The following is a 12,567-nucleotide window of genomic DNA, read 5'->3' on the forward strand; positions in this document are numbered from 1 at the left end:
TCTGCCGTTCACGCGCAGCATGGTACTCCGCGTTCTCCGAAAGATCCCCATGTTCGCGCGCTTCGGCAATGGCTTTGATCACCGCCGGGCGTTCGCTCGATTTCAGGTGCCTTAACTCCTCTTGGAGGCGGTTGTAGCCCGCCGCCGTCATTGGAACTTTTTCCATTTCCGGTCCACTCGACGCTGAAGAAGACTGCGGCGCGGCCAGATTAGCCGCGCCGAGAGCCCTGATCCTTAATATGACCCGCTCAGGTAGGACTGCAGGGGAGCCACGTCAAGGCTCCCACTCCGAAGCGCCGAGATAGCCTCGACGGCAGCCCGTGCTCCTGCGACGGTCGTATAATAGGGAATGTTATTGACGAGCGCGGTCCGGCGCAAGCTGAAGCTGTCGGACATCGCCTGGGCTCCGTCCGTGGTGTTGAAAACCAACTGCACGTCGCCATTGATCATGGCGTCAACCACATGCGGTTGTCCCTCCAGCACCTTGTTGACCTGCGCCACCGGGATGCCAGCCTCGCCGAAAGCCTTCGCCGTACCCGATGTCGCCAGCAGCCCGAAGCCCATCTCGTGCAGCTTGCGGGCGATCGCGACCATCGCCGCCTTGTCGTGGTCCTTGACCGAGATGAAGACCTTGCCCTCCAGCGGCAGCACCACCCCTGCACCAAGCTGCGCCTTGGCGAAGGCCCGGCTGAAATCGTGATCGAGGCCCATGACCTCGCCGGTCGATTTCATTTCCGGCCCCAGGATGATGTCGACGTTGGGGAAGCGGGCGAAGGGGAAGACCGCTTCCTTGACGGCGGTGTGCGGTGGTGTCGGTCCGTTGAGGGTGAAGCCGGACAGCTTCTCCCCCGCCATCACCCGTGCCGCGATCTTGGCGATGGCGGTGCCGGTCGCCTTGGCGACGAACGGTACGGTGCGGCTGGCGCGCGGGTTGACTTCCAGGATGTAGACCTGGGTGCCCTTGACCGCGAACTGCACGTTCATCAGCCCGACCACTTCCAGCGCCTCGGCCAGCATCTTCGCCTGACGCCCGATGTCGGCGACCACGTCGGACGCCAGCGAGTACGGCGGCAGCGCGCAGGCGCTGTCGCCGGAATGGATGCCGGCTTCCTCGATATGCTCCATGATGCCGGCGACATAGACGTCGGTGCCGTCCGACACGGCGTCCACGTCGACTTCGATCGCGTCCTGGAGGTAGCTGTCGATCAGCACCGGGTTCTTGCCCGACACCTTGACGGCCGAGCCCATGTAGCGCTTCAGCCCGGCCATGTCGTGGACGATTTCCATCGCCCGGCCGCCCAGCACGTAGCTGGGACGGATGACGACCGGGAAGCCGATGCGGGCGGCCACGGCTTCCGCCTCTTCCAGGCTGCGCGCCAGCCCATTGGCCGGCTGGTGCAGGCCCAGCTTGTGGAGAAGCTGCTGGAACCGCTCGCGGTCTTCCGCCAGGTCGATCGCGTCCGGCGAGGTGCCCAGGATCGGAATGCCGGCCGCTTCCAGGTCACGCGCCAGCTTCAGCGGAGTCTGACCGCCGAACTGGACGATGACGCCCAGCACCTCGCCCTTGCTCTGCTCGACCCGGACCAGTTCGATCACGTCTTCCGCGGTCAGCGGCTCGAAGTAGAGTCGGTCGGACGTATCGTAGTCGGTCGAGACCGTTTCCGGGTTGCAGTTGACCATGATGGTCTCGTACCCGGCCTCGATCAGCGCATAGACCGCGTGGACGCAGCAGTAGTCGAACTCGATGCCCTGGCCGATCCGGTTAGGCCCGCCGCCCAGGATCACGACCTTCTTGCGGTCGGTCGGCTGCGATTCGCACTCCGCTCCGCCCATGCCGTCCGCTTCGTAGGTCGAATACATGTAAGGAGTATCCGAAGCGAATTCCGCGGCACAGGTGTCGATCCGCTTGTAGACCGGCGTGACGCCCAGCGCCCGCCGCGCGGCCGACACTTCCGCCTCGGACGTGCCCGCCAGCTCGGCCAGCCGCGCATCGCTGAAGCCGGTCTGCTTCAGCCGCAGCCAGCCCCGTGCTTCGGCCGGCAGGCCGCTCTTCCGCACTTCGGCTTCCGCCGCGACGATCGCCTGAATCTGCTCCAGGAACCACGGGTCGTACTTGCAGGCCGCCTGGACCTCGGCGACGCTCAGCCCGTGGCGGAAGGCCTGGGCTATCACCAGCAGCCGGTCCGGCGTCGGCTTGCTCAGCGCCGCCCGCACCGTGAGCGGATCGGGGTTGCCGTCGCCGATCAGCACTTCGTTGAAGCCGGTGAGGCCGGTCTCCATCGAGCGCAGGGCCTTCTGCACCGACTCGGCGAAGGTCCTGCCGATCGACATGGCCTCGCCGACCGACTTCATCGACGTCGTCAGCAGCGGCTCGGTGCCGGGGAACTTCTCGAAGGTGAAGCGCGGCATCTTGGTGACGACGTAGTCGATCGTCGGCTCGAACGACGCCGGCGTAACGCCGGTGATGTCGTTGTCCAGCTCGTCCAGCCGGTAGCCTACCGCCAGCTTGGCGGCGATCTTGGCGATCGGGAAGCCGGTTGCCTTCGACGCCAGGGCCGAAGACCGGCTGACGCGCGGGTTCATCTCGATCACGACCATGCGGCCGTCGGCCGGGTTGACCGCGAACTGCACGTTCGACCCGCCGGTATCGACGCCGATCTCGCGCAGCACCGCGATCGAGGCGTTGCGCATGATCTGATATTCTTTGTCGGTCAGCGTCAGGGCCGGCGCCACGGTGATGCTGTCGCCGGTATGGACGCCCATCGGGTCCAGGTTCTCGATGGCGCAGACGATGATGCAGTTGTCGGCGCCGTCGCGCACGACCTCCATCTCGTATTCCTTCCAGCCCAGCACCGATTCTTCGATCAGCACCTCATGGGTGGGGGAGGCGCGCAGGCCGCCGCGCACGATCTCCTCGAACTCCGCCCTGTTGTAGGCGATGCCGCCGCCGGTGCCGGCCAGCGTGAAGCTGGGGCGGATGATCGACGGCAGGCCGGTTTCAGCCAGCGCCACCAGCGCCTCGTCGAAGCTGCGGACCATCCGGCTGCGCGGGCTTTCCAGGCCGATCTTGTCCATGGCGTCGCGGAACAGCAGGCGGTCTTCCGCCTTGGCGATCACCTGCTTGTTGGCGCCGATCATCTCGATGCCCAGCCGCGCCAGGGTGCCGTCGTCGTCCAGCGCTATCGCGGTGTTCAGCGCGGTCTGGCCGCCCATGGTCGGCAGGAGCGCGTCCGGACGCTCCTTCTCCAGGATCTTCGCCACCGTGGCCGGGGTGATCGGCTCGATATAGGTCGCATCGGCCAGATTCGGGTCGGTCATGATGGTGGCCGGATTGGAGTTCACCAGGATGACGCGGTAACCCTCTTCGCGCAGGGCCTTGCACGCCTGGACGCCGGAGTAGTCGAACTCGCAGGCTTGTCCGATGACGATGGGGCCGGCGCCGATGATGGCGATGGACTTGATGTCGGTACGTTTGGGCATGGCGCTCGGGCTCTGGAATACTTCAGGCGCAACAAAATTCCCCTCCCTGTAGATCGGGGAGAGGGTCGGACAGGGGGTGCCGCGCATCCGACCGCTGAAGACGCCGGAGCGCAAACCCGTGCCTATATAGTGACTGAATCACCGCGCGGGAAGCGCGACGTTGCGTCCGGAAGGCAGGAATGCGCTTCCGCGCGCCCTTTGTCAGTCCGGTCGAATGACTTTGACCGGAGCCGCGGTCATGGACGGTCGCGCAGCGGAACCGGAGCCAGAAACCGTTGCAGGGTGGCCAGCGGGGCCACCCAGACCGCGCAAAGCCCGGTATCCTGACGGTCGAACAGGTAGACCTTATCGGCCTGCGCGCGCCTTTCCGGGTCGTGCAGGTTGACGCCGGACCCCCAGCCGATCCCATAGGGCCTGTCGTCGGCCGACCTTACGCGAAAGATGAAGTCGAGCCGCTGGATGAAGGCGCCGCGCCGGCAGGCGGTGGACAGGTCGCGGTTGACCTTCGCCACGTCGCGGATGCTGCCTTTCAATTGATAGACGATTCGCTCGGGACGGATCGGCGTCTGCCGGAAAGGCGGAACGGGCTCCAGCGGCCAAGGTGAGAACGGCAGCGCGCTGAAATGCTCGGGCAGAACCGTACGGTCCAGCCGGTTCTGATCGGCACCGGCGGAGAAAGCCGGAGTGACCGCCGTCATTGCGATCAGGAACAGGAGAGGGGCAAAGGCCGCACGCATGCCGGGATGATGTCATCGGGGAGCGGCGCCGTAAAGGCCAAGGTCATGCCGGCTTCGGGAGCGGCACCTCGGCAACCGCCGCAGGATCCGTCCATCGGCAGTATCCGGTGCAGGTAGTTCAGCTACAAAGCCGGATTCTCAGGAAACAGGCAATAAAAAAGCCCCGGCGCTGCCGAGGCCTAATCTTGTGACTTTCTGGAACGACCTTCTTGTGGATCGTCTGAACTGTCTCAAGCTCCTTTTGCGGAGCGTTTCTTCCCTGTTTGCCGGCTGCCCTTTGTTTGGGCAGTCCGTTTTGTTGTGGGTGTTTTCTAACAGAAGTCCGTTTGCCGATAAACCACTAAAACGTCATATGACCATTGATCGGGAGAGCGTTGCGCTGCGGACATAGCTCGCGGCGGCTCGGCGGGATTTCGGGCTAAAACCGTTCCGGCATTTTTCGCCGATGCTCTCCCGGCAGTGGGTGCGCCGGTTGGCCGCAGGCCGCAGCACGATAGCGACAGGATGGATTTCGGTCATTTCCTTGCATATTAGGAGAATTTTTGCGAATTATAGTCTTTCCTGTTCATCGGATGGTTTCAGCACCGGATGGCGGTCCGTTTCTCCGCCACGGTCCCTATCGGAAATTTGGTCAGCCGAAGACCGGTTCATATCGATTCATTTGAGGTTAAGCATGGCATCTCATGGCCGGATAACGGTTGCCGCCCTGTTGTTCTTCTGCCTGTTTATCGGGGGTTTCGATACGGCTTCCGTCGCGGCTCAGCCGGTGCCGCCCGTTTCGGGCGCAACACCTCCCCCGTCCAACGGAGCACCCGGCATCCCGCCCGACGTGCTGACGATCCCCCAGTTGCCGGTGCCGCCAAACAGCAGCTTCGCCATCGACGACACGGTGCTGGTCGGCAACGACGACGACTGGACCGGACAGGTGATCCTCAACGCGCCCTTCAGCGTCATCCAGGTGACCCAGTTCTACCGGACCGAAATGCCCAAGATGGGCTGGGCCGAAACCGCCATCGTCCGGGCGCGCCGCACCTCGATCTCCTTCGTCCGCGACCAGCGGGTGGCGACCATCCGGATCAGCATCCAGAAGGACGACAATAAGCGGACCGACATCGACGTGGTCGTCTCTCCCATCCAGACCAAGCTGGCGCCCGGCACGTCCTCGACCATGGCCCCCATGGCGCCGCGCCTGAAATAAGCGTTCCGTCCGGGTTCCCCCTCATCGACCGCTTGCGCGGCGCCCCTTCCTCGGGTCACATCGTCACCGGACCGCATCGGCTTCTTTCAGCCACTTCCATCAGCCTGTGACAGGGTGGGAGGGCGATGCGTCCGGAGACCGGCGGCACAGCCGGAGTGAACGAAGATCAAGGGGGAATACCCATGAGTAATCAAGACCTGCGCCACGACCCCGTCGTTATCGTTTCGGCCGTCCGCACCCCCATGGGCGGTTTTCAGGGCGATCTCGCCGCCGCGACGGCGCCGGAACTCGGCGCCACCGCGATCCGCGCCGCACTCGATCGGGCCGGCCTCAGCCCCGACTCGATCGAGGAAGTCATCATGGGCTGCGTGCTGCCGGCAGGGCTGGGGCAGGCTCCGGCCCGTCAGGCCTCGCTCGGCGCCGGCATTCCCGAATCGGTCGGCTGCACCACCATCAACAAGATGTGCGGATCGGGCATGAAGGCGGCGATGCTGGCCCATGACCTGATCGCGGCCGGCACCAACGGCATCATGGTCGCGGGCGGCATGGAAAGCATGACCAACGCGCCGTATCTGCTGGACCGCGCCCGGGGCGGTTACCGCATGGGGCATGGCCGGGTGATCGACCACATGTTCCTCGACGGGCTGGAGGACGCCTACGACAAGGGCCGCCTGATGGGCACCTTCGCGGAGGACTGCGCCCAGCATTACCAGTTCACCCGCGAAGCTCAGGACGCCTATGCCGTGGCCTCGCTGACCCGCGCCCGCACGGCGGTGGACGACGGCACCTTCGACGCGGAGATAGCGCCCCAGATCGTCCGCACCCGGAAGGGCGAGTCCCAGGTGACCAGGGACGAGCAGCCGGGCAAGGCGGTCCCCGACAAGATCGGCAGCCTCAAGCCCGCATTCCGCAAGGACGGCACCGTCACGGCGGCCAACTCCAGTTCGATCTCCGACGGCGGAGCGGCCCTGGTGCTGATGCGCCGGTCCGAAGCCGAGCGGCGCGGCATCAAGCCCCTGGCCGCCATCACGGGCCATGCCACCCACGCCCAGGCGCCGGGCTGGTTTACCACCGCACCGGTCGGCGCCATGCGCAAGGTGCTGGACAAGGCCGGCTGGTCGGCCGGCGACGTCGACCTTTACGAGGTCAACGAGGCGTTCGCCGTGGTTGCCATGGCGGCGATGCGCGAACTGGACCTGCCGCACGACAAGGTCAACGTCCATGGCGGCGCCTGCGCGCTCGGCCACCCGATCGGCGCGTCGGGCGCCCGGATTCTGGTGACCTTGCTGGCGGCCCTGGAAAAATATGACCTCAAGCGCGGCGTCGCATCGCTCTGCATCGGCGGCGGCGAGGCCACGGCCCTGGCGGTCGAGCGGATCGCCTGAAATCAATTCCAGCGCAGAGTGTGGAAGCGGCCTCCGGCCGCTTTGCCGGAACTTACCTAAAGCGGCCCGAGGGCGCTTCCACACCGTTGCAGCTTGTCGCAATCGTCGTGCCAGGCAAAGAGAACGGATACCAGGGTGGGGAAACGATGCTGATTACCGAAGAGCAGGCCATGGTGCGCGACATGGCGCGGCAGTTCGCGGCCGAGCGGCTGGCTCCCTTCGCGGCCGAATGGGACCGGACGGCCAGCTTCCCGTCGGAAGCCCTCGCCGAGATGGGGCGCCTCGGCATGCTCGGCATGGTGATCCCGGAGGAATGGGACGGGGCCGGGGCCGACTATGTCTCCTACGCCCTGGCGCTGGAGGAGATCGCCGGCGGCGACGGCGCCGTGTCGACGATCATGAGCGTCCATAACTCGGTCGGCTGCATGCCGATCCTGAGCTTCGGCACGACCGAACAGAAGGAGCGCTTCCTGCGCCCGATGGCGCGGGGCGAAAAGCTGGGCGCCTTCTGCCTGACCGAGCCGCAGGCCGGCTCCGACGCCGCCGCCATCCGCACCCGCGCGCGTCGCGACGGCAACCATTGGGTGCTCGACGGCACCAAGCAGTTCATCACCAACGGCAAGAACGGCCATGTCGCCATCGTCTTCGCCGTGACCGATCCGTCCGCCGGCAAGAAGGGCATCAGCGCCTTCATCGTGCCGACCGACACGCCCGGTTATCATGTCGCCCGGATCGAGCACAAGCTGGGCCAGCGCTGCTCCGACACCGCGCAGATCGTGCTGGACGGGTGCCGGCTGACCCCCGACCTGATGCTGGGAGAGGAGGGCAAGGGCTACAACATCGCGCTCGCCAACCTGGAGGGCGGCAGGATCGGCATCGCCGCTCAGTCCGTGGGGATGGCGCGCGGCGCTTTCCGGCACGCTCTCGCCTATGCCAGGGAGCGCACCAGCATGGGCGTGCCGATCATCGAGCATCAGGCCGTGGCCTTCCGGCTGGCCGATATGGCGACCCGGATCGAAGCGGCGCACCATCTTGTCCTGCACGCCGCGGCACTGCGCGACGCCGGAATCCCGTGCCTGAAGGAAGCGGCGATGGCGAAGCTCAACGCGTCGGAAATGGCCGAGCGGGTCTGTTCCGATGCCATCCAGATCCATGGCGGATACGGCTACCTGGAGGATTTCCCGGTCGAGAGGATCTACCGCGACGTCCGCGTCTGCCAGATCTACGAGGGCACCAGCGATATCCAGCGTCTGATCATCAGCCGGAAGATTGCTGCCGGGGATTGAGGGGCCAAGGTCAAAAGGACGCAGGATAAAGCTCCTGACACCCTTTGCGCGATACCGTTCGTTTGGTTTATCTACCAAGCGAGTCCGCGCCGAAATCATTTCGCGCGGAAACCGTGCTTTTCCGGGACCGGGGCGTCGTGACACATATTCTTGCGGTCGAGGATGACGAACAGGTTCAGGAGTTGCTCTCCGATTACCTGAGCCACGAAGGGTTTCGGGTAACCGTCGCCGCCACCGGCGCCGCCATGACGGCAGTGCTGGCAGCGGACCCGGTAGACCTGATCCTGCTCGATCTGCGGCTTCCCGACGGCGACGGGCTGGCGCTGGTGCGTCAGCTGCGCAGCGAAAGCCAGCTCCCGGTCATCATCCTGTCCGGCAAGGTCGAGGAGGTCGACCGCATCGTCGGGCTGGAACTGGGTGCCGACGATTACCTGACCAAGCCGTTCAACCCGCGTGAGCTGCTTGCCCGGATCAAGGCCGTGCTTCGCCGGGCTGGGGAGGGTGGGGTGACCCGGAACGCCGAAGGGCTGCGGGCGGTGGTCTGCTTCGCGGGATGGCAGTTCGACCTGACGGCGCAAAGGCTGCTCTCGTCCGATGGGCGCGACGTCGATCTGACCAAGGCGGAATATGCCCTGCTGGCCGCCTTCGTGAAACAGCCGCAAAAAGTGCTGTCGCGGGACCAGCTTCTCGACCTTACCCGGATCGACGGGGCCGAAGTCTTCGACCGCAGCATCGATGTGCTGATCCTGCGCCTGCGCCGCAAGATCGAGGCGAACCCGAAGGAGCCTCAGATCATCAGGACGGAACGGGGTTTGGGCTATGTTTTCGATACCAGGGTGAAGGCGGTCTGAGCACGGTTGTCGCGGCCGACCATTGCCGTTAGGCTGCCTGCCTGCGAAATGGGCAAGATAAGGAAAGCCGAATGAGCGCGCCGCTGGACTTCTGGTTCGATTTTGCCTCGCCCTACGGCTATCTGGCATCGACCCAAATCGACGACATCGCGGCGCGGCACGGGCGATCGGTCCGCTGGCGGCCGATCCTGCTCGGGGCGGTGTTCAAGGTCAGCGGCATGAAGCCCGTGATGGACCAGCCGCTGCGGGGCGAGTACCTCACCCACGATGCGCCGCGCTTCGCCCGCCTGCTCGGCGTTCCCCTGACCATGCCGGCGAAGGTGCCGCTCAACGGGCTGGCGGCGTGCCGGGCCTTCTGGTGGCTGGAACCGTCGGACCCGGCAAAGGCGCATTCGCTGGCCAAGGCGATCTACCATGCGCATTGGGGAGAAGGGCGCGATGTCGCCGCCGCCGAACAGGTGGCGGAGGTTGCGGCGCCCCTGGGAATCCCGGCGGCCGATCTGATCGCCGGCGTGCAGGAGCCGCTCGTCAAGGACCGCCTGCGGGCCGAAACGGACGAGGCGATCCGGCGCGGCGTTTTCGGCGCCCCCTTCGTTCAGATCGACGGTGAGTCTTTCTGGGGGGCGGACCGGCTCGACCAGATCGACCAGTGGCTGGCGCGCGGCGGCTGGTGACCGCATTTGAAGCGGCCGGCTTGCCGGCTGCGGCCTTGCCGCATCGGATCTGCGGGCCGGAACCGGTACGATCGCCGGTTCCGGCCTCCTCGACTCAGAGCAGATCGAGCTTATAGAGACCCTTCATCAGATAATCGTGAAGGTCGGCCTTCTCGGCCAAGGTATCGATCACAGTCAGGTTCGAGCTGCCGTCAGCCTGCGTCAGGGCCTTGTCCCATTCTCCGGCGGAGAAATCGCCACGGCCGACCCACATGACGGCTCGCAGTTCTATCCTGGCGTCCTCCGTCAGATCGGCGATCGTGCCGCGCAGCCGCTGGTACTTGCCGCTGTCGTCCATCGCTTCGACCACTTCGAGGCTGTCGAACGAAGTAGGATTTCTCTCGCCCTGGGGACGCGATACGTCCTCAAGTTCTGACTGGTAGGTCTTGTTCAGGATGTTGTCGCGAACGGCCCTGCACTGATTGGACATATCGGCGATGTCTTTGATCTGATCGACGGTCAAGTGGTTCAGCATGGTATCCCCTGTGGCTCGGCAGGTGACGACTGGCATTGCCAGGGTTTGGTCGAACGCCAACAGGGCAGGTTGCGCGCGGTTCCGGTGCGGCGTGGTGCTGCATTGGATAGCCGCCATGATCGGTATAGAAATATACGATCATGAAGTAATAGGATTTTGCAGCCATCATGGCGGACCTTTTCCAAGATCCCGCGCACGACGAGAACAGGCGGCGCTCCGGGTCCGTCAACGGTTTCATCAGCAGGCGCCGCGCCGGTCCGCATGGTTGGCTGAGCGCCGTCATCTTCACCGGGGTCCTGCTGGGACTGATCGCCCTGTCGATCAAGACGGTGGCGGGTGACTTGGCATTCGTGCTCCTGGCGGCGGTCGCCGTCGTCGTCTATCTGGTCCACCGGCTGTTCCCGGGCGGTGAATTCTTCACGATAGCGCTTGCCAACTTCATCGGTATCTACGCGTCGATCTTCGTGCTGTTCATCGAAGGCAACTTCAAGGCGGTGACATCCTTGATGCAGGCCTGCGGATTCGTCCTGCCGCTCGCGGCGTTCGTCGGTGGAGCCTATTGGCGCCGTCATACGATCCGGACGATCGTGCTGACGGAAGAGGTCCGGTCGGGACCGCGCTTCAACCGCATCTTCATATGGATGCTGCCGGTCTTCGCGATCGGTGCCCTGACCTTCATGATGCCGGTCCACGACATAGAGCCGACGGTGGTGACCGAGCTGTTCTTCGTCGCGATGCTGGCGATCTCGGCCGTCGTCCTGTTCGTCAGCCGCGATATCTCGATCTTCCTGCTGGATACCGGGCTGCTGTTCGAAGGTTTTTTCCAGGCGGCCTCCCGGCTGGTGACGCCGGCCTTCGCGTTCCTGACCTTCTATTCGCTGCTCGTGATCGTTTTCGCGTCCCTCTACACGATCCTGGACCGCTTCACCGACCCGCCCAACTTCATGATCGACGGCTGGCCGCGCGATATCACCTTTCCGGAAAGCCTCTATTTCTCCCTGGTGACACTCAGCACGGTCGGTTACGGCGACATTCAGCCGCATACAGGCTTCGCCCGCCTTATCACGGCGACCGAGATCCTGCTGGGCGTATTGCTGCTGCTGTTCGGCTTCAGCGCCATCATCAGCCATCGCAGCGACTGGCGTTCCCTCGACGATCCGGGATGAGGGGGCGGCGTCGCGGATGGCGCAAGCCGTACCTTCCGCCGAGCCGGTCTACGGCTTTTATCCGATTTCCCCGATAACTTTTCTTAACGGAATCACGCTAGCCTGACCTCAACTTCGATCCAAACGAGGCCCGTCCCCATGGCGCGGGTTGACGGGGCCCATGTCAAGATCCACAGAAGACGTCAAAAACTGGATGAACATGTTCCGCTGGATCGTCAAGCTGATCCGGGACGAGTTCGGCATCGACGAAAAAATTCTGGTGCGTACCGCGACGCTGGAAACCGACATGGGGCTCAGCATCGAACAGGTCGAGCAGGTGCTGGAATACATCGCCGAGAGCTTCCAGATCAGTTTTCCGGAAAACACCCTGGACGAGATCGTCAAGCTGGAAGAACTGTGCATGCTCGCCAGTTGGATGAAGGGGTTTTACAAGCGGCCGGAATTTATTTCGGACGGGTTCGAAGCCCAGTGCCGCGGCATCAACGAGATCGCCGCTTGAGCCGCCGTCCGCAGGAGGCCGGCGACCGACGAACGATGTCATAGGATGTCGAAGAATGACGTTTCCATCATTTTTTGCGCAAGCAATATAGCCGGTTAATGAACGCCCCCTGTAACCCGCCTCTGGACATGCTATCTGCATCTGGCTTGAATTCCATATCGCCAGCATGCGGGGGCCTATGCCCATTCATCTCATCAAAATGGCCGTAGGTATCGGCGACCTCGATCATCTGACCGAAGTGCAGAAGGGGCGGCATTTCGTCCGTGACGGCCGGACCGTGGTTCCCGGCTACACCCGCCGCAAACCGCGCCGCCCCGATGATGTCACCGACGGCGGCTCCATGTACTGGGTCATCAAGGGGCAGGTGCGTTGCCGCCAGCGAGTCCTCGATTTCGAGCTGGTCGACGGCGAGGAGGGAGAGACGTGGTGCCGGATCATCATGGACCCGGAACTGATCCCGACGATGCCATTGGCGAAGAAGCCGTTCCAGGGGTGGCGGTATCTGGAACCGTCTGCCGCTCCTAGGGATCTGGACGATGCCGGCCCGGATGGTGAACTGCCGCCTCATATCCTGGCGGAATTGCGCGAACTCGGACTCGCCTGAAGCCGGCATGCAGCCTGCGCGATTTAACCGGACGGTCAAAAAAACTTCAACGGTATGAGTTTTTTCTGTTGCGAGGCTGAAACGATGGGGCTATATCCCCTCTCACCGAAGCGCTGGTGGCCAACGCCGCAGCAGCTGAGGGATCAGCCCACCGAGGATGGATCGCACGACGT

At 64.2% G+C, this 12,567-nt stretch carries 12 protein-coding genes; 8 read left to right on the forward strand and 4 right to left on the reverse strand.

The window, feature by feature from the left end; translation table 11 throughout:
• From AC5JJ6_RS21915 to AC5JJ6_RS21925, 3 genes are all read right to left on the reverse strand, one after another.
• Positions 1–166: GreA/GreB family elongation factor (locus tag AC5JJ6_RS21915; RefSeq protein ID WP_496044108.1), on the reverse strand; the 166-nt coding region annotated here is incomplete at its 3' end.
• Positions 167–234: 68 nt separating this feature from the next.
• Complete coding sequence (gene carB / locus AC5JJ6_RS21920; RefSeq protein WP_496044097.1) at positions 235–3,480, reverse strand: carbamoyl-phosphate synthase large subunit; 3,246 nt, start codon at positions 3,478–3,480, stop codon at positions 235–237.
• Between the two features lie 236 nt (positions 3,481–3,716).
• On the reverse strand, positions 3,717–4,217 hold the full coding sequence (locus AC5JJ6_RS21925) for a hypothetical protein (protein WP_496044098.1): 501 nt from the start codon (positions 4,215–4,217) through the stop codon (positions 3,717–3,719).
• A gap of 673 nt (positions 4,218–4,890) precedes the next feature.
• On the opposite strand from AC5JJ6_RS21925, the gene AC5JJ6_RS21930 reads away from it, so the two are divergent.
• The 5 genes from AC5JJ6_RS21930 to AC5JJ6_RS21950 all read left to right on the forward strand — a co-directional run bounded on the left by AC5JJ6_RS21930 (position 4,891) and on the right by AC5JJ6_RS21950 (position 9,611).
• Positions 4,891–5,415, forward strand: a complete 525-nt coding sequence (locus tag AC5JJ6_RS21930; protein WP_496044099.1) for a hypothetical protein — start codon at positions 4,891–4,893, stop codon at positions 5,413–5,415.
• A 182-nt stretch (positions 5,416–5,597) separates the two neighbouring features.
• Positions 5,598–6,800, forward strand: coding sequence for an acetyl-CoA C-acetyltransferase (locus AC5JJ6_RS21935; RefSeq protein ID WP_496044100.1), 1,203 nt, complete (start codon positions 5,598–5,600; stop codon positions 6,798–6,800).
• Positions 6,801–6,946: 146 nt separating this feature from the next.
• The gene (locus AC5JJ6_RS21940) at positions 6,947–8,086 is read left to right on the forward strand and encodes an acyl-CoA dehydrogenase family protein (RefSeq protein WP_496044101.1); all 1,140 of its coding nucleotides are present in this window, start codon (positions 6,947–6,949) and stop codon (positions 8,084–8,086) included.
• Positions 8,087–8,223: 137 nt separating this feature from the next.
• Positions 8,224–8,937: a response regulator gene (locus tag AC5JJ6_RS21945; RefSeq protein ID WP_496044102.1), complete on the forward strand. Its 714-nt coding sequence runs from the start codon at positions 8,224–8,226 to the stop codon at positions 8,935–8,937.
• A gap of 71 nt (positions 8,938–9,008) precedes the next feature.
• A complete protein-coding gene (locus AC5JJ6_RS21950; RefSeq protein WP_496044103.1) occupies positions 9,009–9,611 on the forward strand; it encodes a 2-hydroxychromene-2-carboxylate isomerase in 603 nt (200 codons plus the stop codon).
• A gap of 94 nt (positions 9,612–9,705) precedes the next feature.
• Here AC5JJ6_RS21950 and AC5JJ6_RS21955 read toward each other — a convergent pair whose 3' ends face one another.
• Complete coding sequence (locus tag AC5JJ6_RS21955; protein ID WP_496044104.1) at positions 9,706–10,125, reverse strand: DUF3775 domain-containing protein; 420 nt, start codon at positions 10,123–10,125, stop codon at positions 9,706–9,708.
• A gap of 167 nt (positions 10,126–10,292) precedes the next feature.
• Between AC5JJ6_RS21955 and AC5JJ6_RS21960 the strand changes: the two genes are divergently transcribed.
• The 3 genes from AC5JJ6_RS21960 (at position 10,293) to AC5JJ6_RS21970 (ending at position 12,394) form a co-directional block, all read left to right on the forward strand.
• On the forward strand, positions 10,293–11,291 hold the full coding sequence (locus tag AC5JJ6_RS21960; RefSeq protein ID WP_496044105.1) for an ion channel: 999 nt from the start codon (positions 10,293–10,295) through the stop codon (positions 11,289–11,291).
• Positions 11,292–11,451: 160 nt separating this feature from the next.
• A complete protein-coding gene (locus AC5JJ6_RS21965; RefSeq protein ID WP_496044106.1) occupies positions 11,452–11,790 on the forward strand; it encodes an acyl carrier protein in 339 nt (112 codons plus the stop codon).
• Between the two features lie 178 nt (positions 11,791–11,968).
• A complete protein-coding gene (locus tag AC5JJ6_RS21970; protein WP_496044107.1) occupies positions 11,969–12,394 on the forward strand; it encodes a DUF1489 family protein in 426 nt (141 codons plus the stop codon).
• Positions 12,395–12,567: the final 173 nt, after the last annotated feature.

This window comes from Skermanella sp., assembly GCF_059503625.1.